The organism is Streptomyces sp. 11-1-2, assembly GCF_003595545.1.
Lineage (GTDB): Bacteria > Actinomycetota > Actinomycetes > Streptomycetales > Streptomycetaceae > Streptomyces > Streptomyces hygroscopicus_B.
This window is the reverse complement of record NZ_CP022545.1, coordinates 6,830,870-6,857,664: the sequence shown is the minus strand read 5'-3', so window position 1 is coordinate 6,857,664 and position 26,795 is coordinate 6,830,870. Positions and strand designations below refer to the sequence as shown.

The 26,795-nt window shown below is 71.0% G+C and carries 21 protein-coding genes and 2 pseudogenes; 11 read left to right on the top strand and 12 right to left on the bottom strand.

Features of this window, described 5'->3' with window-relative positions:
- Positions 1-60: 60 nt before the first annotated feature.
- Together CGL27_RS29405 and CGL27_RS29400 are read left to right on the top strand one after the other, a co-directional pair.
- Positions 61-1,730, top strand: a pseudogene (locus CGL27_RS29405) (sodium:solute symporter family protein).
- A 27-nt stretch (positions 1,731-1,757) separates the two neighbouring features.
- A pseudogene (locus CGL27_RS29400) lies at positions 1,758-2,063 on the top strand (hypothetical protein); the annotation flags it as partial.
- 173 nt (positions 2,064-2,236) lie between these two features.
- Here the strand turns inward: CGL27_RS29400 and CGL27_RS29395 are convergent.
- From CGL27_RS29395 to rsmI, 9 genes are all read right to left on the bottom strand, one after another.
- On the bottom strand, positions 2,237-2,977 hold the full coding sequence (locus CGL27_RS29395; RefSeq protein ID WP_119991088.1) for a response regulator transcription factor: 741 nt from the start codon (positions 2,975-2,977) through the stop codon (positions 2,237-2,239).
- A gap of 261 nt (positions 2,978-3,238) precedes the next feature.
- The gene (locus CGL27_RS29390; RefSeq protein WP_119991087.1) at positions 3,239-5,074 is read right to left on the bottom strand and encodes a hypothetical protein; all 1,836 of its coding nucleotides are present in this window, start codon (positions 5,072-5,074) and stop codon (positions 3,239-3,241) included.
- A gap of 304 nt (positions 5,075-5,378) precedes the next feature.
- Complete coding sequence (locus CGL27_RS29385; protein WP_119991085.1) at positions 5,379-7,196, bottom strand: ABC-F family ATP-binding cassette domain-containing protein; 1,818 nt, start codon at positions 7,194-7,196, stop codon at positions 5,379-5,381.
- A 60-nt stretch (positions 7,197-7,256) separates the two neighbouring features.
- A complete protein-coding gene (locus tag CGL27_RS29380; RefSeq protein WP_119991083.1) occupies positions 7,257-8,183 on the bottom strand; it encodes a 4-(cytidine 5'-diphospho)-2-C-methyl-D-erythritol kinase in 927 nt (308 codons plus the stop codon).
- Between the two features lie 336 nt (positions 8,184-8,519).
- The gene (gene rsmA / locus CGL27_RS29375) at positions 8,520-9,386 is read right to left on the bottom strand and encodes a 16S rRNA (adenine(1518)-N(6)/adenine(1519)-N(6))-dimethyltransferase RsmA (RefSeq protein WP_119991081.1); all 867 of its coding nucleotides are present in this window, start codon (positions 9,384-9,386) and stop codon (positions 8,520-8,522) included.
- A gap of 313 nt (positions 9,387-9,699) precedes the next feature.
- Positions 9,700-10,875, bottom strand: coding sequence for a resuscitation-promoting factor (locus CGL27_RS29370; RefSeq protein WP_276147884.1), 1,176 nt, complete (start codon positions 10,873-10,875; stop codon positions 9,700-9,702).
- 154 nt (positions 10,876-11,029) lie between these two features.
- Positions 11,030-11,950, bottom strand: coding sequence for a TatD family hydrolase (locus CGL27_RS29365; protein ID WP_119991077.1), 921 nt, complete (start codon positions 11,948-11,950; stop codon positions 11,030-11,032).
- A 120-nt stretch (positions 11,951-12,070) separates the two neighbouring features.
- Positions 12,071-12,565: a hypothetical protein gene (locus tag CGL27_RS29360; RefSeq protein ID WP_119991076.1), complete on the bottom strand. Its 495-nt coding sequence runs from the start codon at positions 12,563-12,565 to the stop codon at positions 12,071-12,073.
- A gap of 187 nt (positions 12,566-12,752) precedes the next feature.
- Positions 12,753-13,628 (bottom strand): 16S rRNA (cytidine(1402)-2'-O)-methyltransferase, encoded by an 876-nt coding sequence (rsmI, locus tag CGL27_RS29355; protein ID WP_119991074.1) that lies wholly within the window; start codon positions 13,626-13,628, stop codon positions 12,753-12,755.
- A gap of 118 nt (positions 13,629-13,746) precedes the next feature.
- On the opposite strand from rsmI, the gene CGL27_RS29350 reads away from it, so the two are divergent.
- The 5 genes from CGL27_RS29350 to CGL27_RS29330 all read left to right on the top strand — a co-directional run bounded on the left by CGL27_RS29350 (position 13,747) and on the right by CGL27_RS29330 (position 20,492).
- Positions 13,747-15,525, top strand: coding sequence for a phospholipid carrier-dependent glycosyltransferase (locus CGL27_RS29350; RefSeq protein WP_119991072.1), 1,779 nt, complete (start codon positions 13,747-13,749; stop codon positions 15,523-15,525).
- A 149-nt stretch (positions 15,526-15,674) separates the two neighbouring features.
- Positions 15,675-17,318 carry a penicillin-binding transpeptidase domain-containing protein gene (locus CGL27_RS29345; RefSeq protein WP_119991070.1) on the top strand — a complete coding sequence of 548 codons (1,644 nt, stop codon included), beginning with the start codon at positions 15,675-15,677 and terminating at the stop codon, positions 17,316-17,318.
- 173 nt (positions 17,319-17,491) lie between these two features.
- Positions 17,492-17,992, top strand: coding sequence for a YbaK/EbsC family protein (locus tag CGL27_RS29340; protein ID WP_119991068.1), 501 nt, complete (start codon positions 17,492-17,494; stop codon positions 17,990-17,992).
- Complete coding sequence (locus CGL27_RS29335) at positions 17,989-18,876, top strand: DMT family transporter (protein WP_119991066.1); 888 nt, start codon at positions 17,989-17,991, stop codon at positions 18,874-18,876. The genes CGL27_RS29340 and CGL27_RS29335 overlap by 4 nt, the downstream gene beginning before the upstream one ends.
- Positions 18,877-19,193: 317 nt before the next feature.
- Positions 19,194-20,492, top strand: a complete 1,299-nt coding sequence (locus tag CGL27_RS29330) for an ice-binding family protein (protein WP_119991064.1) — start codon at positions 19,194-19,196, stop codon at positions 20,490-20,492.
- Between the two features lie 317 nt (positions 20,493-20,809).
- Here CGL27_RS29330 and CGL27_RS29325 read toward each other — a convergent pair whose 3' ends face one another.
- The gene (locus tag CGL27_RS29325; RefSeq protein ID WP_119991062.1) at positions 20,810-21,577 is read right to left on the bottom strand and encodes an alpha/beta fold hydrolase; all 768 of its coding nucleotides are present in this window, start codon (positions 21,575-21,577) and stop codon (positions 20,810-20,812) included.
- On the bottom strand, positions 21,577-21,954 hold the full coding sequence (locus tag CGL27_RS29320) for a DUF1330 domain-containing protein (protein WP_059144746.1): 378 nt from the start codon (positions 21,952-21,954) through the stop codon (positions 21,577-21,579). Before CGL27_RS29320 ends, CGL27_RS29325 begins: the two co-directional genes overlap by 1 nt.
- Positions 21,955-22,028: 74 nt before the next feature.
- Between CGL27_RS29320 and CGL27_RS29315 the strand changes: the two genes are divergently transcribed.
- The 4 genes from CGL27_RS29315 (at position 22,029) to CGL27_RS52325 (ending at position 25,936) form a co-directional block, all read left to right on the top strand.
- Entirely contained in the window at positions 22,029-22,646 is a 618-nt protein-coding gene (locus CGL27_RS29315; protein ID WP_119991060.1) for a TetR/AcrR family transcriptional regulator, read from the top strand.
- A 106-nt stretch (positions 22,647-22,752) separates the two neighbouring features.
- Positions 22,753-23,142, top strand: coding sequence for a hypothetical protein (locus CGL27_RS29310; protein WP_205587768.1), 390 nt, complete (start codon positions 22,753-22,755; stop codon positions 23,140-23,142).
- Between the two features lie 2 nt (positions 23,143-23,144).
- The gene (locus CGL27_RS52330; RefSeq protein WP_240450679.1) at positions 23,145-24,206 is read left to right on the top strand and encodes a caspase family protein; all 1,062 of its coding nucleotides are present in this window, start codon (positions 23,145-23,147) and stop codon (positions 24,204-24,206) included.
- Complete coding sequence (locus tag CGL27_RS52325) at positions 24,194-25,936, top strand: ABC transporter substrate-binding protein (protein WP_240450678.1); 1,743 nt, start codon at positions 24,194-24,196, stop codon at positions 25,934-25,936. Before CGL27_RS52330 ends, CGL27_RS52325 begins: the two co-directional genes overlap by 13 nt.
- Here the strand turns inward: CGL27_RS52325 and CGL27_RS29300 are convergent.
- Positions 25,909-26,709, bottom strand: coding sequence for an SDR family NAD(P)-dependent oxidoreductase (locus CGL27_RS29300; RefSeq protein ID WP_119994609.1), 801 nt, complete (start codon positions 26,707-26,709; stop codon positions 25,909-25,911). The genes CGL27_RS52325 and CGL27_RS29300 overlap by 28 nt on opposite strands.
- Between the last annotated feature and the right edge of the window lie 86 nt (positions 26,710-26,795).

Below are 26,795 nucleotides of genomic sequence, written 5' to 3'. Positions count from 1 at the left end.
AATTCGGATACGTTCACCGAACGTTTCTGGTGCATTCCGTTCAGGCGATGAGGCGAGACCATGCGCTATCTGGCCGAAGGGCTCCGGCTTCCCACCAACGCACTCGACTACACGATTCTGATCCTCTACTTCGTCGTCGTTCTTGGCGTGGGATTCGCCGCCAGAGCGAGCGTCAAGACCAGCCTCGACTTCTTTCTCTCCGGCCGGTCGCTGCCCGCGTGGGTCACCGGTCTGGCCTTCGTCGCCGCGAATCTGGGCGCCCTGGAGATCCTGGGGATGGCCGCCAACGGCGCGCAGTACGGGGTGTACACCGTGCACTGGTACTGGGTCGGGGCCATTCCGGCCATGGTCTTCCTCGGCCTGGTGATGATGCCGTTCTACTACGGTTCCAAGGTACGGTCCGTCCCCGAGTTCCTGCTGCACCGCTACGGACCGTCCTCGCATCTGCTCAGCTCGATCATCTTCTCGATCGCGTCCGTACTGATCGCGGGCGTGAACCTCTACGCGATGGCGATCGTGGTGGAGGCGCTGCTGGGCTGGCCGCAGTGGGTGGCCATCGTGGTCGCGGGGCTCTTCGTGCTCGCGTACATCACCCTCGGCGGGCTCTCCTCGGCGATCTACAACGAGGTACTGCAGTTCTTCGTGATCCTGGCCGCGCTCATCCCGCTCACCGTGATCGGCCTGAGGCGGGTCGGCGGCTTCGGCGGGCTCAAGGACTCGCTCGTGCACTCCCACGGCCCGAATTTCGTCTCCGCCTGGGGCGGCACCGGCATCGGCTCCCCAACCCACTGGGGGCCAACTGGCTGACCATCGTGCTGGGCCTCGGCTTCTGCCTGAGCTTCGGCTACTGGACGACCAACTTCGCCGAGGTGCAGCGCGCCCTGTCGGCCAGGAACCTCTCGGCCGCCCAGCGCACCCCGCTGATCGCCGCGTTCCCGAAGATGTTCATCCCGCTGATCGTGGTGGTCCCGGGGCTGATCGCGCTGGTCATGGATCCGGCCATCGGCTCGAAGACGAGCAGTCTGCAGTACAACGACGCGATTCCGCTGCTGATGAGCGAACTGCTGCCCAACGGGGTGCTGGGGATCGCGGTGACCGGGCTGCTGGCCGCCTTCATGGCGGGCATGGCGGCCAATGTGTCGTCCTTCAACACGGTCTTCACCCACGACATCTGGCGGGCGTACGTCAGGAAGGACCGGCCGGACGGGTACTACCTGCTGACGGGGCGGGTGGTGACGGCGATCGGCGTGCTGGTCGGTATGGGGACGGCCTTCATCGCCTCCTCGTTCAGCAACATCATGAACTACCTCCAGACGCTGTTCTCGTTCTTCAACGTGCCGCTGTTCTGCGTCTTCATCATCGGGATGTTCTGGAAGCGGGCCACCTCCCAGGCCGGGTTCTGGGGGCTGCTCTGCGGCACCGTGGCCGCGATGATCAACTACTTCTGGCTCTACCGGGACGGCGTCATCTCCATCCCCAGCGACCAGGGCGCCAACTTCGTCTCCGCCATCGTGGCGTTCGTGGTCGGCGGGGTGGTGATGGTCGCGGTGACCCCGTTCACCAAGCCCAAGCCGGTGGAGTTGCTGGCCGGTCTGGTCTACGGCACCACCGCGCCCGGTGTGGCCGAGCCGCCGGCGCCGGGCGACGAGGCGTGGTACCGCCGCCCGGCCGTACTGGGCTGGAGCGCGTTGATCCTCGCGGCCCTGTGCTACATCCCGTTCTCCCTGTGACCCTCCGGCGGATAAGGAGCCCACGCCATGAGTGAGGAGTACGAATACCGTTCCGAGGTCGAGGAGTTGGAGCAGAGGTCGGCGACCGCGGCGCGGCTGTTCGATGTGCGGCGCATCATCGGCGGGCTGTTCGTGATCTACGCGATCATCGTCCTCATCGCCGGGTTCACCGCCTCGGACGCGGATGTGAAGAAGGCATCGGGCATCAACATCAACCTCTGGACCGGATGGTGCATGCTCGCGGTCGGCCTGCTCTTCCTGCTCTGGATGAAGCTCAGGCCGCTGTCCGCCCCCGGGGCCGCGCCCAAGCCGGAGTCCGGGCCGGGGGCAGGGGCGGGGGCCGGAGGGCCCGGAACAGGAGGGCCTGGGGCCGGAGGGCCCGCAACCGGAGGGCCCGGGGCCGGAGAGGGCTGAGCGGCGCGGGCCGCCGCGAGCCGGGGCGCGGGGGCCCGGACCACTGCGAGCCGGGCTGCGGGGCTGCCACCGCGCCGACGCGCCGACGCGGGCTACGGCGCCGAAGCGGGCGGCTTGGGCGAGGGCGGCTGTAGCGCAGGCGGCTGGGCCGAGGGTGCTGCGGTCCGGCGGGAGGCGGCGCGGTCCAGCAGCCCGGTGCGTGCCGCCAGGGCCGCCGCCTCCAGCCGTGAGCCCACCCCGAGCTTCATCAGCACCCGCTGCACATGCGTGCGGGCCGTGCTGGGGGCGATCCCCATGCCCGCCGCGATCAGCCGGGTGTCCTCGCCCTCGGCGACCCGCACCAGCACCTCCACCTCGCGCGGGGTCAGCATGCGCAGCAGCCGGGCACCCTCGTCGTCGGGCTGGGCCGCGGGGTTGAGCAGCTCCGCGAACGCTCCCTGGAGCAGCTGGGGCGCCACGGCGGCTTCGCCCGCGCGCGCCTTCATCATGGCGCGTTCGACGCCCTCGATCCGCTCGTCGTGGCGTACATAGCCGGATGCGCCGGCGGCGAAGGCGGCGGCTATGCCGCGTGGGCTCGGCACCGGACCGAGTACGACGACCGCGACCTGCGGCCGCTCCTTCTTGATCTGCGCCACCGGGTCGAACACCCCTGGTTCGGCGGGTGCCGCCGTGCCCAGCAGGCACACCTCCGGTGCCCGGCTCACCACCAGGTCCGCCGCGCCCGCGCTCGGTGCCGCCGCGGCGAGCACCCGGTGCCCGCGCAGCTTCAGCGCCGAGGCGAGCGCCTCCGCGAGCAGACGGTGGTCATCGACCACCATGAGTCGCACGCTCATGAGCTCCCCCCATTCGCTCAGGGGGGAAAGCTACACGCTTGTTCGACGTTGCGCGCCCCTTACCGGGCAGAAGCCCCCCGGAATGCCGAAATCCCGTCCATTAGTGCCTACTTGAGGTCTGGTTGACGTCTGAATCGGACCGCTGCGGCCGGGTTCCGCGCGGGCGCGTGCCCCGGCGCTCCGCCGGAGCGAAAAGCGGCGGCCCTGCCCGTACGGTGAGTACGGGCAGGGCCGCCAGGAGCTGGGCGGACGCCGAAGGGGTCAGCTGGCGCCGAAGATGATCGCCAACGGGTCGTCCTTGTCGTAGGTACCCGAGGGCTTGGTGGCGTAGACGTCGCTCATGAAGAGGTGCTTCGCGGAGTAGATGATCTCCGAGTAGCTGGGGCTGAACTTCGACTCCACCTCATGGGAGGAGACGGGGTTCTGCAGCAGCTTGGTCTTGGCGTACGACTTGGGGTCGATCCGCCAGACCGCGCCGCCGGCCTCCCAGGTGCTCTCCTGGTAGGCGAGGACGGAGCCGTCCTCGTCGAGCCCGAGCGGGGTGAGCGCGGCGCCCTTGACCCCGTCCGTCTTCCCGATCGGCTTGCCGTTGGCCAGGCTGAACGCCACAACCTCGTTGGCCGTCGCCGCCGTGGAGTCGGTGCGGTCCTCGGAGCCGAGGAAGAGGGTGTTGGCCGACTTGGAGATGGCGAACTTCCGGCAGCCCTCGACGTTGGTCGACTCGCACTTGGCGTCGTACTTGCCGTTCTCGGTGCCGATCTTGCCGAGCACCTTGCCGGTCTTGGCGCTGTCGTCGATGGACAGGAAGTCCGAGACCGCCGAGCCGGTCGAGTCACCGGCGTCGAGGCCGATCACCAGCGGGTCGGTGGAGGCGACGTGGACGTAGTCGATGCCCTGCGAGACCTTGTAGGCCGACTTCACCGCGCCCGTCTTCGGGTTGAGCGTCTGGATCTGGATCTGCGGGTTGTCGTAGTCGCCGCAGCGGCGCACCGCGACCAGCTTGTCCTCGCCGCCCGCGTAGCCGTCGTCCGAGCACTGCTCGCCGGACTTCGGCTTCCACAGCGCCTGGCCCGAGGTGGACCAGGCGGCGCCGCCGCTGGTGCCGCCCGCGGCCACGGTGCCGCCGCCGAGGGTGACCTCGTCGAAGCGGACCTTCTCGTCACCGTCCTTGACGCTCCGGTGCCAGAGCATCTTGCCGTTCTTGAGGTCCAGCAGCCCGACCTCGGTGCAGCCGGGGTACTTGTCCTTGGCCGACGGCTTGGCCTCCTGGTAGAGGACCGTGGTCAGCCCGTCCTTGGTGAGGTGGTCCGAGGACCAGCAGACCGCGCCGTCCAGCGGGATCGTCCACTTCGCGGTGCCGCCGCTCAGCGGATAACCGACGATCTTGTAGACGTCGGCCTTCACGAAGGCGTCTTCGGTGACCCACATGCCCTCGACGGTGACCTGGTCGGAGACCTTGGGCATGGGAACCTTGTTGAGCAGTTTGGCATCTACGGTCTTGGCGGGCTTGTCCCCACCGCCCGTGGAACCGCTTGAAGAAGAGCCCTGGCTGGACTGTTTGTCCTTGCCCTTGGCCTCGCTGCCGCCGCCGTCGTCCTTGGTGGCGAACCAGATGCCGCCGCCGATGATCAGCGCGACCGCGACCACGGCGCTGACGATGATCGCCATACGCTGCTTGGACTGGCCGGAGCCGCCGGGGGCACCCGGACCGGGGCCGCCGGGGAACTGGGCCTGCGGCGGCTGGCCGTACTGCTGCTGACCGTAAGGCTGCTGGCCGAATTGCGACTGGCCGTAAGGCTGCTGGCCATACTGCTGCTGCCCGTACTGCGGCTGGCCGAAAGGCTGCTGGCCGGGCGCCGGCTGCTCCGGGTAGCCGTAGCCGCCGGCGCCCGGCGGGGGCGTCTGCGGCGGGGCGGGCGGTGCCGCCGGGGGCGGAGGCGGGGTCTGCGGTGGCTGACCGGGCGCCTGCGGATAGCCGTAACCCTGCTGGCCCGGAGGCGGCGTGGGCGGCTGCTGCGGATAGCCGTAACCAGGATCCTGCGGTGCCCCGAAGCCGCCCTGCGGCGGCTGGTTGGGCGGCGGAGGCGGCTGTGACATGCGAAATCCTTCAGGTGCGGGACCCACCGACCGACCGGCCTCCCCCGCGATCCCGGTGGTCAAAGCCCTCCGGGAAGGAGCGAATCGGACGTGGAACCCCGCCATCGAGCGGAAGGCAGGCGGGAGTTCTTTGTATCACCCGTAAGGGGCGCAATAGGGACCAGTTTCCAGGTCATCGACCAGCTGAGACCGGCCTGTGACGCGACCGTTGCCAGGGCGCGCGCCAGGGGCGCACAGCCTCTTCACACGATGCTTTCAGGCCACTCACATCGAAGGTGGCCCGCCCCTTGCCCCTCTCCGCCGCTCAGGCGTCGTCGGCCAGCTCCAGCCACCGGGTCTCCAGGTCGTCCCGCTCCCCCGTCAGCTCGCGCAGTTGGGTGTCGAGCTCGGCGACCTTGGCGAAGTCCGTGGCGTGCTCGGCGATCCGCGTATGCAGGTCGGACTCCTGCTCGCTGATCCGGTCCAGCCGCCGCTCGATCTTCTGGAGTTCCTTCTTCGCGGCGCGCTGCTCGGCGGCCGACCGCTGCCGGGCGACCTGTTCGTCCGGCTTCTGCTTGGCGGTCGCGGCGGCCGGGGCTGCCGCGGCCAGGGCGCGCTGCCGCCGCTCCAGGTACTCGTCCACGCCGCGCGGCAGCATCCGCAAGGTGGCGTCACCCAGCAGGGCGAGCACCCGGTCGGTGGTGCGCTCGATGAAGTAGCGGTCGTGGCTGATGACCACGAGCGAGCCGGGCCAGCTGTCGAGCACGTCCTCGAGCTGGGTCAGGGTCTCGATGTCCAGGTCGTTGGTGGGCTCGTCCAGGAAGAGCACATTGGGCTCGTCCATCAGCAGCCGCAGGATCTGCAGCCGGCGCCGCTCACCGCCGGAGAGATCTCCGACCGGGGTCCACTGCTTCTCCTTGGTGAAGCCGAACTTCTCGCATAGCTGGGAGGCGGTCATCTCCCGGCCCTTGCCCAGGTCGACGCGCTGCCGCACCTGCTCGACAGCCTCCAGGACCCGCAGGTTCCGGTCGAGTTCGGCGACCTCCTGGGACAGATACGCGAGCTTTACGGTCTTGCCGACCGTGACCCGGCCCGCGGCGGGCTGCTGTTCGCCCTCGCTGCGGGCGGCCTCGGACAGGGCGCGCAGCAGCGAGGTCTTGCCCGCGCCGTTCACCCCCACCAGGCCGATCCGGTCGCCGGGCCCAAGCTGCCAGGTCAGATGCTTGAGCAGCACCTTGGGCCCGGCGGTGACGGTCACGTCCTCCAGATCGAAGACGGTCTTGCCGAGCCGGGAGTTCGCGAACCGCATCAGCTCGGCGCTGTCGCGCGGCGCCGGCACATCGGCGATCAGCGCGTTGGCGGCCTCGATACGGAAGCGGGGCTTGCTGGTGCGGGCGGGGGCGCCGCGGCGCAGCCAGGCGAGCTCCTTGCGCATCAGGTTCTGCCGCTTGGTCTCCTCGCTGGCGGCGATGCGCTCGCGCTCGGCGCGGGCGAAGACGTAGTCGCTGTAGCCGCCCTCGTACTCATGGACGGCGCCGCGCTGGACGTCCCACATCCGGGTGCAGACCTGGTCGAGGAACCAGCGGTCGTGGGTGACCACCACCAGGGCCGAGCGGCGGGCGCGCAGATGCCCGGCCAGCCAGGAGATGCCCTCGACATCGAGGTGGTTGGTGGGCTCGTCGAGGACGATCAGGTCCTGCTCGGCGATCAGGAGCTGGGCGAGCGCGATACGGCGGCGCTCACCGCCGGAGAGCGGGCCGATGACGGTGTCGAGCCCCTGGGGGAAGCCGGGCAGGTCGAGCCCGCCGAACAGCCCGGTGAGCACATCCCGGATCTTGGCGTTGCCCGCCCACTCGTGGTCGGCGAGATCGCCGATCACCTCATGGCGGACGGTGGCCTCGGGGTCGAGGGAGTCGTGCTGGGTGAGCACGCCGAGCCGCAGATCCCCGGCGTGGGTGACGCGGCCGTCGTCGGCGGGCTCCAGCTTGGCGAGGATCCGGATGAGCGTGGTCTTGCCGTCGCCGTTGCGGCCGACGACGCCGATGCGTTCGCCCTCGTTCACTCCGAGGGAGACGCCGTCCAGCAGCGCACGTGTGCCGTACACCTTGCCGACGGATTCAACGTTGACCAGGTTGGTCGCCATCACACTCCATTACGCGGATCGATCGGCTCCCCAGGGTAGTCGCCGTGCGGGGCGCCTCGCTCAGGCGTCCACGAGCCGTGCCCCGGGGACCGGGCCGGAGGTGATCCGGACCGTGCGGCAGGTGCCCGAGGCGGCCAGCGCGCCCGCCACCGCCTGCGCGGCCTCGGTGTCCTTGGCCAGGAAGGCGCAGGTCGGGCCGGAGCCGGAGACGAGGGAGGCGAGCGCGCCCGCGTCCGCACCGGCGCGCAGGGTGGCGGCGAGCGCGGGGCGCAGGGAGAGCGCGGCGGGCTGCAGATCGTTGGAGACGGCGGCGGCCAGCGCGGTGGCGTCGCCGGTGCGCAGCGCGTCCAGCAGCGCCTTAGAGGGCTCGGGGTCCGGGACGTCGGCGGCGCCCGCACCCGCGCCGGACGCCTCGCGCAGCCGGTCGCATTCGCGGTAGACGGCGGGGGTGGACAGTCCGCCGTCGGCCACCGCGAACACCCAGTGGAAGGTGCCGCCGGTCTCCAGCGGGGTCAGCAGCTCGCCCCGGCCCCGGCCGAGGGCGGCGCCGCCGACCAGACTGAAGGGGATGTCGCTGCCCAAGTCGGCGCAGATGTGGAGGAGTTCCTCGCGGGTCGCCTTCGTCCCCCACAGCGCGTCACAGGCCAGCAGCGCCCCGGCGGCGTCGGCACTGCCGCCCGCCATGCCGCCCGCGACGGGGATGTCCTTGGCGATGTGGAGGTGGACGCCGGGCGCGATGCCATGCCGTTCGGCGAGGGCGATGGCGGCGCGGGCGGCGAGGTTGGTGTGGTCCAGCGGCACCTGACCGGCGTCCGCGCCCTCGACGGTGATGCGGAGGGTGTCGGCGGGGGTGGCGGTGACCTCGTCGTGGAGCCCGACGGCGAGGAAGACGTTGGCCAGGTCGTGGAACCCGTCGGGGCGCAGCCCGCCGACCGCGAGCTGGACGTTGACCTTGGCGGGCACACGGGCGGTCACGGGACGGGTCACGGGGCTCCTCGGTGCGGGTTCGGTGTTCCGGTGCGGCCATTGTCCCGCCTACGGGGGTGGGCCTGCGGGGGGTGGGCCTACGACGGGCTCGTTCCCCACCCCGCCCCTTCCCGTAACCGGGACTCCGCCCCGGACCCCGTTCTCGGGGGCTGCGCCCCCACACCCCCCGCCGGGGCTCCGCCCCGGACCCCGCTCCTCAAACGCCGGAGAGGCTGGGTGATGGGGCACCTCGGCCCAGAGCCCCCTTCGAACCCCGCCACACGGCGGAGCCGCATATCGATGCCGCGGGAAGGGTCGGGGTGGGGAACGAGCCCGCCGCAGGCGGGGCGTGGGGAGTCAGGCCGCGGGGCCGTGTTCGGCGATCGCCGCGAAGTCCTCCACCGTCAGCGATTCGCCGCGCGCCTGCGGCGAGACCCCGGCGGCCCTCAGTGCCTCCTCCGCGGCCCCCGCCGAACCGGCCCAGCCCGCGAGCGCAGCCCTGAGCGTCTTACGGCGCTGGGCGAACGCCGCGTCGACCACCGCGAAGACCTCTTCCCGGGTGGCGGTGGTGCGCAGGGGCTCGTCCCGGCGTATCAGCGAGACCAGGCCGGAGTCGACGTTGGGGGCGGGCCAGAAGACGTTGCGGCCGATCGCGCCCGCGCGCTTGACGTGGGCGTACCAGGCGGCCTTCACGGAGGGGACGCCGTAGACCTTGGAGCCGGGTGGGGCGGCGAGCCGGTCGGCGACCTCGGCCTGCACCATGACCAGGGTCCGCTCGATGCTCGGGAAGTGCCCGAGCATATGGAGCAGCACGGGCACGGCGACGTTGTAGGGCAGGTTGGCGACCAGGGCGGTCGGGGCGGGGCCCGGCAGTTCGGTCACCCGCAGGGCGTCGCGGTGCACCAGCGCGAAGTGGTCGGCGCGGTGCGGCAGCCGGGCCTCGACGGTCGAGGGGAGCGCGGCGGCGAGGACGTCGTCGATCTCGACGGCGGTGACCCGGTCGGCGGCCTCCAGCAGCGCGAGGGTCAGCGAGCCGAGCCCGGGGCCGACCTCGACGACCACGTCCTCGGGGCGCACCCCGGCGGTCCGGACGATCCGGCGGACCGTGTTGGCGTCGATGACGAAGTTCTGGCCGCGCTGCTTGGTCGGGCGTACGCCGAGCCGCGCCGCGAGTGCGCGGATGTCGGCGGGGCCGAGCAGGACATCGGGGTCGGTGGTGCTCACCCGGGAAGTTTACGGCCGCTCCTCAGGGGCCCGGTTCACGGACGGGACAGGACGTCCCCACGCTCGAGATGCCTGGTCTTGCCCTTGCCGACCGGGGCACCTCCCAGCGGTAGCCGGGGGCGAGCCGAAGGGGCGCGTCGCTGCCGTAAGGGAGAGCGCACGCAGGGCGCGAGAGCTCCGATCGATATGAGGCTGCCGCCGCGTGGGCGACCGAGCGCGTCGACAGGGGGCGCCTCCCAGCGGTAGCCGGGGGCTGAAGCACCCCGAAGGCGAATCCCGGAGGCGAACCGAGCCCCCGTACCGAGCCTCCAACCTAGTGCTGGAGCTTGCGGCCGCACGTCGGCCACGGCCCGGTGCCGCGCTGCTGGTAGAGCTTCTTGGCGCGGTAGGTCTGTTCGGCCGGGGGCGCGTCCTGGGGGCGGCCGTGGCCGCCGAGGTCGTGCCAGGTGCCCTGGTCGAGCTGGTAGAGGCCGCCGTGGCGCCCGGAGCCGTCGACCGCGTCCGCCCGGCCGCCCGATTCGCAGCGCGCCATCGCCCGCCAGTTGAGCCCGTCCGCCGGGCCCCCGACCCGCGCGGGCACGGTCATGGTGCCGACCCGCACGATCCGGGCCACCGGCGGCTTGACGATCTCGCTGCGGATCTTCCGCGGTCGCTGCCGTACGCCGTTGACGCTGCGCACCCGGTAGCTGGTGCGCAGGGTGCCCGGTTCGCCGGGCCGCTCCACGAGCTCGGTGCCCTTGGGGAGGGTGGGGTCGGCGCGGCGGACGGTGGTGAAGGGCACCGGCTCGTCCCGGTTCTTCTTGCCGCCGGTGATCCGCATCACCTTCACCATCTGGCCGTCGCGCGGGAAGCTGTCCAGGGGGACGGAGGTGGTGTCCTCACCGCGCAGGGTGAGCCCGGCCTCGGTGAGGGCCTCGCCGACGGTGGCAGCGTTGGTGCGGACGGGGTGTTCGCTCCCGTCGGCGCGGAAGGTGACGGTGCGCTCGGTGCGGACGTGCAGGAGCAGGCCGCGGCTGGTGATGGCGGCGGAGCGGGAGGCGGAGAGATACGCGCCCTCGGCACGTACGCCCAGTTGGCGCAGTGCGCCGTCAACCGTGTGGGCGGTGGTCCACACCCGGCGGCGCTCCCCGTCGAGGGTGAGGGTGACCGGGCGGCCGTAGCGGACGGCGATCTCGTCGCCGTTGGCGAGCCGCTCCCCGGGCGCGGGGGCGACGATGTCGTGCTCGCCGACGCGGACGTCCTGGTCCGCCAGCAGCTCGCCCACGTCGTCGGCGTAGGTGTGCAGGGTGCGCGCGTCGCCATCGACGCTGAGCCGTACGGCCTTGTCCTGGGCGACGAAGGCGGAGGTCCCGCCCGCCAGCGCGGCGACCACCAACGCCTGCGGCAACAGCCGGCGCATCGGGTCGGTCCGGCCGGTGGCGCCGCGGCGGGCGGCTCGGCGGGCGGCGGCTCGGCCGCCCGAGACGCGGTGGCTGCCCCTACGGCTCACAAGAACACTCCCGTAACACTCCACAAGTCCACTGGTCAGGGCGTTGAGTCCGGGACTGTAGCGGAGTGGGGGTGACTCTCCAAAGCGAAATCATCACGCAGTGTGATCACTCGCGTCGGATCGCCACCGCCCCTCACGAGGCGTCAGCGCCGCCTCAATAGCCGAAGACGCGCGCCGTATTGGCCGCTACGGCGGTCGCCAGGGTGTCCTCGGGGACGCCCTTGACCTCGGCCATGGCCCGCAGGGTGAGCGGAATCAGATACGGAGCGTTAGGCCGTCCGCGGTAGGGGACGGGGGTCAGGAACGGCGCGTCGGTCTCGACGAGAACGAGGTCGAGCGGGGCGACGGCGAGGGCGTCGCGCAGCGGCTGGGCGTTCTTGAAGGTGACGTTGCCCGCGAACGACATGTAGTACCCGCGCTCGGCACAGATCTTCGCCATGGCCTCGTCACCGGAGTAGCAGTGGAAGACGACGGTGTCGGGCGCGCCCTCCTCGGCGAGCACCCGCAGCACATCGTCGTGGGCCTCGCGGTCGTGGATGACCAGCGCCTTGCCGTGCTCCTTGGCGATGGCGATATGGCGGCGGAACGAGCGCTCCTGGGCCGCCATGCCCTCCGGGCCGGTGCGGAAGTGGTCCAGGCCGGTCTCGCCCACGCCCCGCACCTGGGGCAGGGCGGCCAGGGCCGCTATCTGGTCGAGGGCCGCGTCCAGGGCGGCGTCGCCGCCGGGCTGCCGCGCCCCCTGCCGGGACCAGCCGTCGGGGTCGCCGAGGACGATCCGCGGCGCCTCGTTGGGGTGCAGGGCCACGGTGGCCCAGACGTTCTCGTGCGCCGCCGCGGTCTCGGCCGCCCACCGGGACCCGGCCAGATCACATCCCACCTGGACGACGGTCGTCACGCCGACCGAGGCGGCCTTGGCCAGTGCCTCCTCGACCGTGCCCGGCTGCATGTCCAGGTGGGTGTGGGAATCGGCGACCGGGACCCGCAGGGGCTCCGGCGGCGGCGGGGGCGCGTCCTTTTCCTTTTGCGCGCCACTCGCCTTGCCACTGCCGCCGGGGGTCGATGCTGTTTTCGCCATGGTCGCGATTCTATGAATCCCGGTGAATGTCCGGTGAATCGCGTCCGGCCGCTCAGTTGACCCGTGCCCGGCTCATGTGAACCCGCTCACGTGAATCAGCTCATGTGAACCGGAACCTACTCAGTCGCGGTGGTGCTGAAAGGGGTGCAGCAGATTCGCCAGATGCCAATGGTGCGCACGGCGTCGCGCGGGGCCCTCATTTTCCGGCGCGTCATCCGCCCCGGCGCCCGTCCCGGCGTCCGCCCCGTCCGTCCCCTCCGTCACGCCGGTACCCGCCTCCGGGCCCCGGGCGGTGTGCGGCCTCCCGCGCCGCGCACTCTCCAGGACCGAGGAGACCTGCCCCGAGCGCATGATCCGCACCAGATGCGCACCGCAGTTGACGCAGTCGGGGCTCGTCAGCGGGGACGGAACGCGCAGGCCGCCGGTGAAGTAGACGACGAAGGCCCGGCCCTCGCCGTCCACGTGGTGTTCGATGTCGTACGACCGCTCCCAGCCGTGCCCGCACTTCATGCAGGCGAAGGCGTACGCCTCGTGGGCCACCTCGCCGGACCCGGCGGAGGGGGTGTGGGCGGCTATCGGATGAGCACCGCTCGAGGTTCCCGCTATATCGCTCATGGCAGCTCCTCTTGTCACACAGGACAAGTCTTCCAGGATTGGGATCGCCCCAGGTCTTCCACACCCAGTGGACGCCTTTCCCGCCGCCACCGCATCGGCTCTTCCCGCTCTTTGAGCGAGATTTGGCACCGGCCTTCCCAAAACCGGCATACAGCTACCCGGCTAGTAACCTGAGCTTTGCCTTTCGCTACGGTGCTTTACCTTCTCGTGGCGTGCTTCCCGCCGCGTTCTTCGCCGCCACCACGGCGTCGAACACCTGCCGTTTGGGCAGCCCGGCCTCCTGCGCGACCGCCGCGATGGCCTCCTTACGGCGCTCACCGGCCTCCTCGCGCACCGCGACCCGGCGGGCCAGCTCGGCGGGGCCCGCCTCCTCAGGGCCGGGCGCGGGGGCGCCCTCGACCACGATGGTGATCTCGCCGCGCACGCCCTCCGCCGCCCAGGCGGCCAGCTCCGCCAGCGGGCCGCGCCGCACCTCCTCGTACGTCTTGGTCAGCTCCCGGCACACCGCGGCGCGGCGGTCCGGGCCGAACACCTCGGCCATGGCCGCCAGGGTGTCGTCCAGCCGGTGCGGGGCCTCGAACCAGACCAGGGTGCGGCGCTCGTCGGCGACCTCGCGCAGCCGCGTCAGCCGCTCCCCCGCCTTGCGCGGCGGGAACCCCTCGAAGCAGAAGCGGTCCACCGGCAGCCCCGACACGGCCAGGGCGGTGAGCACCGCGGACGGGCCGGGCACGGCGGTGACGGTGATCCCGCGCTCCACGGCGGCGGCGACCAGGCGGTAGCCGGGGTCGGAGACCGACGGCATGCCGGCGTCGGTGACCAGCAGCACCCGGGCGCCCTCGGCCAGCGACTCGACCAGTTCGGGCGTGCGGGCCGACTCGTTGCCCTCGAAATAGGACACCACCCGGGCGGCCGGGCGCACGTCCAGGGCCTGGGTGAGGCGGCGCAACCGCCGGGTGTCCTCGGCGGCGATCACGTCGGCGGCCGCGAGTTCGGCGGCCAGCCTCGGGGGCGCGTCCGCCGTGTCGCCGATGGGGGTCCCTGCCAGTACGAGCGTTCCAGTCACGCCCACCATCCTCGCAGCCGCCCGCGGCGGGCCCCGCGCACCCGCCGCCCCGGGCACGAATCCCCGGTTCGCCGCCTTTCCCCACCACACTCACAGACCCCTTCCCTACGATGGCCCGGTGAGCAGTGACACCGCGACCCACGCCCAGCCGGGCAAAGCCACCGGCCAGCAGCAGCCGGCCTGGCAGCGCCGGCTGCGCCGCTTCGGATACGCGGGCCAGTCCCGGCCCGGCGTACGGGAGCGGCTGGTCCCGCCGTACGCGGAGCCGGGCACCCGGCTCTGGGAGGTCTTCGGCGCGACCCCCTCGGTGGCGGCCAGAATCGCCCGCTGGAGCGGCTGGGGCGGGCCGCTGCTGGTCGCGCTGTGCGCCGGGCTGACCCGTTTCTGGCGGCTGGGCAGCCCGGACAACGTCATATTCGACGAGACGTACTACGCCAAGGACGCCTGGTCGATCTGGGAGTACGGCTACGAGGGCACCTGGCCGAAGGCCGCCAACGACCGGATCCTGGAGACCCCGCAGCACATCCCGCTCAGCGACGCGGCGTCGTATGTGGTGCACCCGCCGGTGGGCAAGTGGGTGATCGGCCTCGGCGAGCAGCTCTTCGGGCTGCACCCGTTCGGCTGGCGCTTCATGGTCGCGCTGCTCGGCACGGTCTCGGTGCTGATGCTGTGCCGGATCGGGCGGCGGCTGTTCCGGTCGACGTTCCTCGGCTGTCTGGCGGGCGCGCTGATGGCCGTGGACGGGCTGCACTACGTGATGAGCCGCACGGCGCTGCTCGACCTGGTCGTGATGTTCTTCGTGCTGGCCGCCTTCGGCTGCCTGCTCGTCGACCGGGACCAGGCGCGCGCCAGGCTGGCGGCGGCGCTGCCGGCCGGTGAGGACGGCACGCCGCGGCCGGATCCGGCGGTCGCCCGGGGCCTGAAGCTGGGCGCGCGGCCGTGGCGGATCGCGGCCGGGGTGCTGCTGGGCCTGGCCATCGGCACCAAGTGGAACGGGCTGTATGTGCTGGCGGCCTTCGGCCTGATGGCCGTCCTGTGGGACGTGGGCAGCCGCCGTACGGCGGGCGCCCTCCGCCCTTACCGGGCGGTGCTGCGGCGCGATCTGGGCTGGGCGTTCGTCTCGCTGGTGCCTGTGGCGATCGTCACGTACATCGCCTCCTGGTCGGGCTGGTTCGCCTCGAGCGGCACCTTCGCCCGAGGGCGCGGCTGGCATCACAGCGGCTACTTCCGCCACTGGGCCGAATCGCCGAAGCCGGACGGCGGCGGCTACGGCACCGGCGGCGCCTTCGACTGGCTGCTCAACCCGCTGCGCAGCCTGTGGCACTACGAGTCCGAGGTCTACCAGTTCCACGTCAACCTGGACTCGCCGCATGTCTACCAGTCCAATCCGTGGAGCTGGATGGTGCAGTCCCGGCCGGTCTCGTACTTCTACGAGTCCCCGCGGGCCGGCCAGGAGGGCTGCCCCACCGACGCCGCCGAGAAGTGCGCCCGTGAGGTGCTGGCGCTCGGCACCCCGCTGCTGTGGTGGACGGCCTGTTTCGCGCTGCTGTACCTGCTGTTCCGGTGGGCGCTGCGGCGCGACTGGCGGGCGGGCGCGATCCTGTGCGGGATCGCGGCGGGCTATCTGCCGTGGTTCCTCTACCAGGACCGGACGATCTTCTCCTTCTACGCCGTCGTCTTCGTGCCCTTCCTGTGCCTGGCGGTGGCGATGATGATCGGCGCGCTGCTGGGGCCGCCGGGGGCGAGCGAGACCCGCCGGGTGATCGGCGCGGTCGGCTCGGGCGCGCTCGTCCTGCTGATCATCTGGAACTTCATCTACTTCTTCCCGCTCTACACGGGCCAGACGATCCCCATGGACGCCTGGCGCGCCCGGATGTGGCTGGACACCTGGATCTGATCCCCGGCCCGCCGTCCGGATCCGGCCCCCCGCCCCCGCGTCCCCCTACGGTGAGGGCGCGGGGGCTTCTCTTGGTGCCGGTAGAGTGCCGGGCACCGCGCCCTCCATCGACTGATGGAGGGAATCGAGAACACTGTGGGGGTTCTGTAATGCGGAGTGGCGCGAGAGCCGCGATCGTCGGTGCGGTGTTCGCCGCCATGGTCGGTGTCGCCGGTTGCGGCAGCGGCCAGGACGATTCATCCAGTGCGAAGGACGGTGCGAGCGCCGGCTCGGGTGACGACAAGCCGTCCCTGAAGAACGTGAAGACCGGCCCGCCCAGCGCGGCCGAGGTCAAGACCACCGCCCGCGCGTTCCTGGCGGCCTGGTCGGCGGGCGAGACGGCGAAGGCCGCCGCCCTTACGGACGACACCGACGCGGCCACCACGGCGCTGGGCGACTACCGCAAGAAGGCCCATGTGGCCAAGGTGGCGCTGGAGCCGGGGCAGGCGAGCGGTGCGAAGGTGCCGTTCTCGGTCAACGCCCAGATCTCCTCCGGCGGTCAGAGCGTCCCCTGGACGTATGAATCCTCGCTGACCGTCACCCGCGACACCAAGACCGGTAAGCCGGTCGTCGGCTGGAAGCCCTCGGTGGTGCAGCCCGACCTCGCCGAGGGCGACACCCTGAAGACCGGCGCGTCCGAGGCGCCGCCGATCAAGGCGGTGGACCGCGACGGCAAGGAGCTGACCGCAGCCGAGCACCCGACCCTCAAGACCGTCCTGGCCGCGCTGCGCGAGCGGTACGGCAAGAAGGCGGGCGGCAAGGCGGGCGTGGAGACCTGGATCGAGCGCGCCAAGGGCTCCAAGTCCCCTGACAAGACGCTGAAGGTGCTCTCCAAGGGCACCCCGGGCACGCTCCGCACGACGATCGACGCATCGCTCCAGAGCACCGCCGAGCAGCAGGTGAGCAAGCGCACCAAGGCGTCGGTGGTGGCGGTCAAGCCCAGCACCGGTGAGGTCCTCGCGGTGGCCAACTCCCCCGCGAGCGGCTTCAACACCGCCCTGCAGGGCTCGTACGCACCCGGCTCGACGATGAAGATCATCACCTCGGCGACGCTGATCGACAAGGGTCTGGCGGCGTACGGCAAGGCCCATCCGTGCCCCAAGTACTTCTCGTACGGCGGCTGGAAGTTCCAGAACGACAAGAAGTTCGAGATCAAGAACGGCACCTTCGAGCAGAGCTTCGCCCGCTCCTGCAACACGGCCTTCATCAGCCAGGCGGGGAAGCTGAAGAACGACGACCTGACCAACGAGGCCCGGAACGTCTTCGGCATCGGGCTCAACTGGCAGACCGGTGTGCCCTCCTTCGACGGCGCGGTGCCGGTGCAGTCGGCGGCCTCCAAGGCCGCCTCGCTGATCGGCCAGGGCGGGGTGCGGATGAACCCGCTCAACATGGCGTCGGTCGCGGCCACGGCCTCCACCGGCACCTTCCGCCAGCCGTACCTCGTCTCGCCGTCGCTGGACGACCGGACGCTGGCCAAGGCGAGCAAGACGATGAAGTCGAGCACCCATGACCAGCTGCGCAAGCTGATGCGGCTGACGGCCACCTCGGGCACCGCCGCCGAGGCGATGGCCGGGATGAGCGGCGACTTCGGCGCCAAGACCGGTTCGGCCGAGGTGGACAACCAGGAGAAGCCCAACGGCTGGTTCAGCGCGTACCGCGACGACATCGCGGCCGCCGGTGTGGTCCCCGAGGGCGGCCACGGCGGCGACACGGCGGGCCCGATGGTGGCGGCGCTGCTGCGCGCGGGCGGCTGAAGCCGGGAGTTGCCGGCAGTTCCACCGGCGTGACGGCACGGGAGCCGGGCGGGCACATCGAGCGCCCGCCCGGCTCCTTCGCGTTCAGCCGACCGGTCGAACCGGCCGGACGCGGGTGCGACCACCGGGAAATGCCCTGGCGTGGGCCGCGGGCCCGTCGATAGCGTCGCCGCATGGTCGATCCCACACCCACCCCCGACACCGCCGCCCACCCCCGCTTCGCCGACGCCCTGCGCGAGCTCGGCCTGGACGTCGAGGTACGCCGCTTCCCCGACGCCACCCGCACCGCCGCCGAGGCCGCCGCGGCGATCGGCTGTGAGCTCAGCCAGATCGTCAAGTCGCTGGTCTTCGAGGCGGACGGACAGCCGGTGGTGGTGCTCATGGACGGGTCGTCACGGGTCGACGTCGAGCTCGTACGGCACGAGCTGGGCGCCGGGAGCGTCCGCCGGGCGAACACGGCGCTGGTGCGGGAGACCACCGGCTACGCCATCGGCGGGGTGCCGCCCTTCGGCCACCGCACCCGCACCCGCGTCCTCGCCGACCGCCGGCTGCTGGACCACGAGACCGTATGGGCCGCCGCGGGCAACCCCCACACCGTCTTCCCGCTCGACCCCAAGACCCTGATCGCGCACGCCGACGGCACCCTGGTGGATGTGCGCGAGCGGTCGGCATGACCCCGCTCGTCGCGACCGCGGTGCTCATCGCGGCCGTCACCCACGCGTCCTGGAACGCCATCGCGCACGGCATCCGCGATCAGCTGCTCGCCTTCACGCTGGTGGGCGGCGGCGGGGCGCTGTGCGGGCTGGCGCTGCTGCCGTTCGCCCCGCTGCCCGCGGCGGACGCCTGGCCGTATCTGCTGGCCTCCGCGGCCATCCACGTGGTCTACCAACTGCTGCTCATGCGCTCGTTCCACCTGGGCGACTTCGGCCAGATGTATCCCATCGCGCGCGGCACCGCCCCGCTGGTGGTGACCGTGGCCGCCGCGGTCTTCGTCGGCGAGCGGCCGGACCACTGGCAGGCGGCGGGGATCGCACTGGCCTCGGCCGGACTGGTGGGCGTGGCACTGTGGGGCATCAAGGGCTCCCGCCACGCTGACGACGAGGAAGGCGGGCGGAACGGCGGGGCCGCACCGCAGTGGCTCGCCCTTACGGCCGCCATCGCCACGGGTCTGTCCATCGCCGCGTACACCGTCGTGGACGGTCTGGGGGTACGCGCCTCCGGCAGCGCGCCCGGCTACATCGCCTGGCTGATGATCCTGGAGGGCTTCGCCATCCCCGCCTGCGCCCTGGCCATCCGCCGCGGCGCGCTCCTCCGCCAGCTATGCCCCGTCGCCGCGCGCGGCCTGCTCGGCGGCCTGCTGTCGGTCTCCGCCTACGGCCTGGTCCTCTGGGCCCAGACCCAGGCCGAACTCGCCCCGATCGCGGCGCTGCGCGAATCGTCGATCATCGTGGGCGCGGCGATCGGGACGCTGTTCTTCAAGGAGCGGTTCGGCGGCCCGCGGATCGCGGCGGCGGGGCTGATGGTGGCGGGCATCGGCTTGATGCTGCACGCCGGTTGAGCCACCTCGGTCGACGCAAGGACCGGGCTCGCATAGCCGTTGGAATGCATGGAGTAATGAGCGACACTCCGAGCAATCAGATGAAAAACTCATCCCCGCAAAAGGAAATCACTCTTTTAGACCTTTATTAAGCTTTGATTCTTATGGTGATATTGGCGATGCTTTGGTGAAGCCTGCAAGGCCACCGCCCGCCTCCGGAAAGCATTTGCTCTGCCGTTCCCTCTACGGCGGCTCGTGGCCTGACCAGCAGTCATCACGGGAGCCAGAACCCCTGCCGGGGTGACGGGGCTCAACGCCGAAAAGAGAGGTTTTCTGCCATGGCAGTGGATGTCATTCCGTCAGCGCCACCCGATAGAAGGCGCAGACGAAATCGGCTCAAGCGAGCTCTCGCCTTCATCCCCGGAGTGGCGTTGCTGGCGGCGACACTCACGATGGTCTCGGGTTCCGCGCACGCCGCGGAAGCTCCAGTGGGATTGGGAACCGCCACCAATTACGCGGTCCTGGCCGGTTCAACGGTCACCAATACGGGCCCCTCCGTCATCAACGGTGATTTGGGGCTGAGCCCCGGCTCGTCGGTGACGGGCTTTCCGCCCGGAATCGTGAACGGGGCGGTGCACGTAGCCGACGCCGCTGCCGCTCAGGCGCAATCCGACCTCACCATCGCCTACAACGACGCGGCGAGCCGGGGCCCCGGGGTCGCCGTCGCAGGCGACATCGGCGGGTCGACGCTGACTCCCGGCGTCTACACGTCCACGTCGACTCTGGGAATCACGGGGACCGTCACTCTGGATGCCCAGGGCGACCCCAACGCCGTCTTCATCATCCAGGTGGGTTCAGCCCTGTCCGCGGAGGTGGGAAGCTCCGTCAGCCTCATCAACGGAGCACAGGCGTGCAACGTGTTCTGGCAGGTGGGAAGCTCCGCCACGGTCAAGGTCAACTCCCTTTTCCAGGGCAACATCTTGGCGCTGACGTCCATCACGGTACAGACCGGTGCGGTCATCAATGGCCGTGCCCTGGCACGTAATGGCGCGGTCACGCTCGACACCAACTTCATTTCGAGGGCCGCCTGCACCGTTGGCCCCCCTGGGCCGCCTGGACCTCCCGGCACACCGGGGGCACCTGGAGCACCCGGGGCACCCGGGGCACCGGGGGCACCTGGAGCACCTGGCGCACCTGGCGCACCCGGGGCACCCGGAGCACCCGGGGCAGACGGAGCACCTGGGGCACCTGGGGCACCCGGAGCGCCTGGGGCAGACGGAGCACCTGGCGCGCCCGGCGCGCCCGGCCCCGCCGGACAACCTGGCGCTGCCGGACCCAATGGCCAACCCGGTGCTGCCGGACCCGCAGGACCCGCAGGCCAACCTGGACCCACCGGTGCTGCCGGACCCGCAGGACCCGCCGGGCCTCCCGGGCCCCCCGGACCTCCCGGCGCTCCGGGCGGCAACGGCGGCGGCAACGACGAGTGCGACGACCACAGCGGACACGACGAACACAGGAAACACAGCGAACACGACGACTGCGACGACGACTACGACGAACACAGCGACCACGACGATCAGTGGGACGAATGCGCCGACCAGAGGAGCGCGGCGTTGCGGACCATGCACACGTGCTAACCCCGAGAAGCCCGAGCCCGTAGGCCAGTCGCCGAGCCCGAGGCGACAGCCACTGGCCCGGCGTGAGGCGTCCGGCATCTCCGTGACGCAGTCATGAATCAGCCCCGTCCGCGCGGGAAGTCGCACGGACGGGGCTGATTCACGCGGGCCGGCCGGTGGCGGCCGACGAAGCCCGTACCACCCCCTTGCCGCGCCACCCGTCACCATGCATCTCCCAGGACGAGGCGTCTCGTCCCCTGATGCACGCCGACTCCAGGCGGCGCCGGCCCGGCTGCCGGGAGAGAGCTGAGTCACCGGCGGCATCCACGTGTGTGCGACTACCCGTGGTCCAGCGACGCCCAGAAACGGGTGAGCGCCTCCGCGCCGCGGGCGGGGTCGTGTGTCATCCACCAGTGGCCCAGCCCATCGAGGACCTCCACCCGGGCACCGGCGCGGCGGGCGGCGCGGCAGCGCTGTTCGGTGGTTCCGGCCGCGTGGTCCTCGGTGGCGAGGAACACGAGCCCCGGCCGCCGCGCGGCGTTTTCCAGGTCCCGGCCGAGTTCGGCCATCACCGGTGGCATGGCGGAGGTGTAGAGGGCGATCACGGCCCGGCCCATCGCCTCGTTCTGCCCCTGGGCGACGCGCTCGGCCGCCGCCTCGCCCATCCCCCGCTCGATGAGCGTGGCGATCCGCTGCTCGACGGGGGCGCCGAAGCGTGCGGCCACATCGGCCTCTCCGATTCCCGGTGTCTGCCATCGCTGGGCGAGCTCATGCCAGACGTAGTCGGGTTCGAAGGCCGCGATCGTGTCGCTGGCCCAGCTCCGCACCAGGTCCGGGCGGTTCATCACCGCGTTGAGGACGTGTCCGCCGCCCCAGTCGTGGCCCACCAGGTCCACGGGCTCGGCGAAGCGGGCCAGTTCACCGATCAGCCAGTCGCGGTACTCCCCTACGGTCGCCCCGAACCCGGGCGGCAGCGGTGCGCCGAATCCGGGCGGGGACAGACAGATGAGGTCGGCCGGAGCGGCGCCGGCGGCCTTCAGTTCGGCGAGCAGGGGATCCCAGACGGCCGCCGTCTCGGGGTTGCCGTGTACGAAGACGGCGGGCATCAGACCACGCTTCCCTGGAGCGGGACGGTCGGCTGCAGGACCGATTCCACCAGCGCCTCGCTACGGAAATGGGACGCCGCCTGATAGTCAGGGTCACGGATCATGTCAGCGAACGCCTGGCGGCTGGGATAGCGCACCAGGAGCACCGCGTCCCACGCCTGTCCGTCTTCGGCGATCAAGGCGCGACCACCGTCCCCCAGGTACTCCACCCGCAATCCGTACCGCGCGTTGATCTCCGGGCCCAGCGCCTCCGCATAGCGCTGGTAGCTCTCGCGACCGCCGTCCGGGCGGTACCGCAGCAGGTTCAGCATCACCACGGGGCCGCCGGGGTCTTCGGCCAGGAAGACATCGAGGGCACGCTCATCCATGTCGATCATCGAAACCTCCAGTCAGGATGAGTGGCACCGTATAAACTTGTTGGACAACACGCAAGTTAGTGAGGACTCTCGTCATGACGACCCCCCGTCGCACCCAGAAGCAGCGCCGCGACCAGGCCGAAGCCGCATTGCTGGCGGCCGCCGCCGAGCTGGTCATCGAGCAGGGAGTGCGCTCGCTGACGCTGGCGCGGGTGGGTGAGCGAGCCGGGTACAGCCGCGGAATCGTCACCCACCACTTCGGTTCGAAGCAGGCTCTCCTCAAGCTCCTGGCCCGCAGCACACAAGCCGGGTTCGTGCCGGGCCTCGCCGATCTGCCCCCAGGACTGGACCGCCTCCTGCGGCTGATCAACGGCTACATCGGCCAGCTCGGCCAGGTGGGCGCCGCCAATCGCGCGTTCCTGATGCTGTGGGCGGAGGCGCCCGCCATGCCCGAACTGGCACCGATCTTCCGCGAGCGGGACGAGTCGTTCAGGGCCGATCTCCGCGACGATGTGGCGGCCGGAATCGCCGAAGGCACCATCCGCCACGACCTCGCGCCCGAGGAGATCGCGGTAGCGATCGTCGGACAGCTCCGAGGAATCGGGCTGCAACGGCTTCTCGATCCACCCGCCGTCGACACGGAACGCCTGCGGCAGTCGGTCACCGAGCAGTGGCGCCGGGCGCTGGCCGCACCAGCGACGCGGCAGCCATGAGCGGGCGGCTTGCGCCCGAACTCCGTTGACCTTGCTCTTCGTTGGTCCTGCGCGGACGCCCCTGGGTAGGACAGAATCGGGGAGACCGTCGTCACAAGGGGGCTTGGTGCGGATCGACGTAGCGGTGAACGGTGGGGAGGCGGAGCTGCGATCGCTCCTCGACTGGCTGAGACGGGATCCGGCCGCGCGCCGCGGCGCCCATGTGGAGCTGGTCCAGGCCGAGCCGTCACCGGGCCAGATGGGCGTGCTCACCGATGTGCTGCAGCTGGTCACCGAGAACGCCTGGAGCGCGGCCTCCTTCGCGCTGGCGCTGTCCACCTGGCGGCAGACACGTCCGCACGCCCAGCGGATCACCGTGCGCCGTGGTGACCTTACGGTCGACCTCGACGGCGGCGACGACGAGGAGCTGCGGCGTCTGATCGACGCCCTGGAGCGCCCGGCCGCGCCCGAACCGGAACGGGACCGGGACCGTCAGGGCGACGGAGGAGGGCGGTAGCCGTGGCCGTTCTGCCCAACCCGGCCGCCACCCGCGCGGTGCTCATCGGCAGCAGCCGCTATGCCCACTTGGAGCCGATCCCGGCGGTGGCCAACAACCTGAGCGCGCTGGCCGCGGCCCTGTGCGCGCCGGGTTCCTGGGGGCTGGCACCCGAGCACTGCACGGTCATCGAGGACCCCGCCACCGCGGTCGAGGTCCTCGAGGCCGTCCGGACCGCCGCCGAGGAGGCCACGGACACCCTGCTGGTGTACTTCGCCGGACACGGTCTCGTGGAACCGCGCCGCGGCGAGCTCTTCCTGGGGCTGACCGGGTCGATACAGCACCGCTCCTACACCGGGCTGCCGTACGGCACGCTGCGCGACGTCGTGCTGGACGGGCGGGCCGGGCGTCAGGTGATGCTGCTCGACTGCTGCTTCAGCGGACGCGTGCTCGGCTTCATGAGCGCGGCGAGCGCCGAGGCGGTGATCGACCAGGTGGAGATCGAGGGCACCTATCTGCTGGCCTCCGTCCCCGACACCAGCTTCGCGCTCGCGCCGCCCGGCGAGCACCATACGGCCTTCACCGGTGAGCTGCTGCGGCTGCTGCGCGAAGGGGTGCCGGGCGGGCCGGAGTTGCTGGATCTGGACACGGTCTACGCGCAGGTGTACGCGGCGCTGCGGGCCAAGGGGCGGCCACTGCCGCAGAAGCGCGACCGCAATACGGCGGGCGGGCTCGCCCTGGCCCGCAACGCCGCCTGGGCGCCACCCGGCTTCGGCCCGCCGCCCCCGCCGTACGACCACGAGCCGATGCCACCGCCCACGTTCATGGGCACGCCCACGCCGCCGTACGAGCCGGGACCGGCGCCCGCGGACCACGAACCGGCAGCCTCGGCCCCCGCGCCCGTGCCGCTGCCCGGGGTGCCGCCGATGCCCACCTGGTCGCCGATGGCCCTGCCGTCGCCCGCCCCGCTCCCCGCCCCGGTGGCGCCTCTCCGGGCCGCCGCCGCGCCGTCACCTACGGGCTGGCGGGGGCGCTCTTCGTGGCCCTGGTGGCCGCGGGCATACCTCTGGCGATGTCGTGGATGAAGGGCTCCTCCGAGGACGACTCCGGGCACAACACCTCGAAGTCGTCCAGCACTCCGAAGCCGGGCCCCACCTCCGGGAACAACGCCGCGACCAAGGGGGGCGTCGTCAACGCCTCGACCAAGCCGGGCGGGACGCTGAAGTTCATCAGCAAGGACGACGCGGATTCATGGGACCCTCAGCGCAGCTATTACGGCTTCGTCTGGAACTTCTCCCGCTTCTACGCCCGCCAACTGGTCACCTACGCCCCCAAGCCCGGTAAGGACGGCACCGAACTGGTCCCGGACCTCGCGGAGAGGAAGGCCGAGGTGACCGACGGCGGCAAGACGTACACCTACACCCTCCGCAAGGGGATCACCTGGCAGGACGGCACCGCGATCACGTCCCAGGACATCAAATACGGCATCGAGCGGATCTGGGCCCAGGACGAAATCTCCGGTGGCCCGACCTTTCTCCAGCAGGCACTCGATCCCGACCTCGCCTACAAGGGTCCGTACAAGGACACTTCGAAGGACAAGCTCGGTCTGAAGGCCATCAAGACGCCGGACGACAGAACCATCGTCTTCACACTGCCGAAAGCCAACGGCGACTTCGAGCGCATGCTGGCGACACCATCGGCATCACCGGTGAAGAAGACGAAGGACACCAAGGACAAGTACCAGGACAACCCGTTCTCCTCAGGGCCGTACAGATTCGACTCCTACGAGCCGGGCACGTCGCTGGAACTGGTCCGTAACACCAACTGGGAGCGGTCGTCCGACCCGATCCGCACCGCTCTTCCCGACCGGATCACGGTGAATATCAGCAGCGACGAGCAGACGAACACGAAAGCCCTGTTCTCGGGCGACTATGACCTGGATCTGCAATCCTCCGGACTCACCGGGGCCTCCCTCGCCCAGGCCACGAGGAGTTCCGACCTCAGTGCCCGGCTGGACAGCCCGTCCAACGGGTTGCTTCTGTTCGCGGCTCTCCCCCGCTCCGTCAAACCCCTGGACAACGTCCACTGCCGTAAGGCGGTCCTCTACGCGGCGGACAGGAAGAACCTGCAGACCGCCGCGGGCGGTCCACAGACCGGCGATATCGCACCCCATATGCTCCCGCCCACCATCGCGGGCTCCGACTCCTCCTACGACCCGTACGAGACGCTCAAGAGCAAGGGCAAGCCGGACACCGACAAGGCGAAGGCCGAACTGAAGGCGTGCGGAGAGTCCAGCGGATTCCGGACCACCATCGCGGTGCGCAACAACCACCCCACCGATGTGGACGTCGCCCTCTCGCTCCAGGCAGCGCTGCGGAAAGTCGGCATCACCACCGATATCGATCAGGTCGACGGCACCCATTTCAGCGAGACGATGGGCGCGCCCGCGACGGTGAAGAAGAAGGGATACGGCATCGTCCTGTACCGCTGGCTCGCCGACTTCCCGACCGGTCAGAGCTTCCTGCAGCCGCTCGCCGACAGCCGTTTCATCCTGCCCACCGGCAATTTCAATGTCGCGGAGCTGGACGACCCCACGGTCGACGACCTCTTCGACACGGCGATCGCCGAACAGGATCCGGCGAAGGCCGGGAGCGACTACGCGCAGATCAATCGGAGGATCTCCGACTCCGCAGCATATCTGCCCATTCTGTTCCAGAAGAGCGTGATCTGGCGCGGCTCCCGGCTGACCAACGTCTATACGAGCGAGCCCTGGGAGGGCCGTTACGACTATGTCTCGCTGGGCGTCTCCGAGTGACCGAAGGCCCTGCGCACCGCCACGTTCGTGGTCGTGATGCCGCCGTCCACCGGGAGCGTGGTCCCGGTGATCCAGGCGGCGTCGGAGGAAGCGAGGAAGGTGATGGCGGCGGCGATGTCTGCGGGTTCGCCGACCCGGCCGAGGGGGTAGACCTCGGCGGCGCGGCGCAGGGTGTCCTCCTGGCCGTCCCAGCCGGGGGTGCGGATCGTGCCGGGGGCCACGAGGTTGACGCGGACGCCCCGCCGGGCGGCATGGGCGGCCAGGGTCCGGGTGAGGCTGCCCAGGCCCGCCTTGGCGGCGCTGTAGGCGTGGTTGCCGAAGTCCTGGAGGCCGTTGACCGAGCCGACGTTGACGATCGCGCCCCGGCCGTCCGCGGCGGCCAGATGCGGCAGCGCGGCGCGGGAGCAGCGGAAGGCGCCGCCGAGGGTGACATCGATGTCCTGCTGCCACTCGTCGTCGAGCTGGTCCTCGAACAGCGGGGTGTCGACGTGGCATGAGTGGGCGCTGTTGACCAGGACGTCCAGCCTTCCGAAGCTCCTTACGGCGTGCGCCACGGCCGCCTCGGCGTCCGCCCGCCGGGCCACATCGCAGCCCAGCGACTCGGCCTCGCCGCCGTCGGCCCGTATGGACGCGGCGGCCTTCGCGGCCCGTTCGCCGTCCAGGTCGGTGATCAGCACCCGGGCGCCCTCGTCGGCGAAGCGGCGGGCGGTGACCTCCCCGATCCCGCGTCCCGCGCCGGTGAGCATGACCGCGTAACCCTCGAATCTCCGCACCGTGTGCCCCTTCTCGTCGGCTCTCGGACCGCCGCCGCCCCACGGTGACGTGTCCGCCGGGGAATCCTGCCCGGCCCCGGCATGAT

Excerpts from the sequence above, each read along its gene's own strand:
- CGL27_RS29395 (WP_119991088.1), bottom strand. The coding sequence starts at position 2,977 with ATGAGCGTGCGACTCATGGTGGTCGATGACCACCGTCTGCTCGCGGAG.
- CGL27_RS29390 (WP_119991087.1), bottom strand. The coding sequence starts at position 5,074 with ATGTCACAGCCGCCTCCGCCGCCCAACCAGCCGCCGCAGGGCGGCTTC.
- CGL27_RS29385 (WP_119991085.1), bottom strand. The coding sequence starts at position 7,196 with ATGGCGACCAACCTGGTCAACGTTGAATCCGTCGGCAAGGTGTACGGC.
- CGL27_RS29365 (WP_119991077.1), bottom strand. The coding sequence starts at position 11,950 with ATGGCGAAAACAGCATCGACCCCCGGCGGCAGTGGCAAGGCGAGTGGC.
- CGL27_RS29360 (WP_119991076.1), bottom strand. The coding sequence starts at position 12,565 with ATGAGCGATATAGCGGGAACCTCGAGCGGTGCTCATCCGATAGCCGCC.
- CGL27_RS29345 (WP_119991070.1), top strand. The coding sequence starts at position 15,675 with ATGCGGAGTGGCGCGAGAGCCGCGATCGTCGGTGCGGTGTTCGCCGCC.
- CGL27_RS29340 (WP_119991068.1), top strand. The coding sequence starts at position 17,492 with ATGGTCGATCCCACACCCACCCCCGACACCGCCGCCCACCCCCGCTTC.
- CGL27_RS29335 (WP_119991066.1), top strand. The coding sequence starts at position 17,989 with ATGACCCCGCTCGTCGCGACCGCGGTGCTCATCGCGGCCGTCACCCAC.
- CGL27_RS29330 (WP_119991064.1), top strand. The coding sequence starts at position 19,194 with ATGGCAGTGGATGTCATTCCGTCAGCGCCACCCGATAGAAGGCGCAGA.
- CGL27_RS29325 (WP_119991062.1), bottom strand. The coding sequence starts at position 21,577 with ATGCCCGCCGTCTTCGTACACGGCAACCCCGAGACGGCGGCCGTCTGG.
- CGL27_RS29320 (WP_059144746.1), bottom strand. The coding sequence starts at position 21,954 with ATGATCGACATGGATGAGCGTGCCCTCGATGTCTTCCTGGCCGAAGAC.
- CGL27_RS29315 (WP_119991060.1), top strand. The coding sequence starts at position 22,029 with ATGACGACCCCCCGTCGCACCCAGAAGCAGCGCCGCGACCAGGCCGAA.
- CGL27_RS52325 (WP_240450678.1), top strand. The coding sequence starts at position 24,194 with ATGTCGTGGATGAAGGGCTCCTCCGAGGACGACTCCGGGCACAACACC.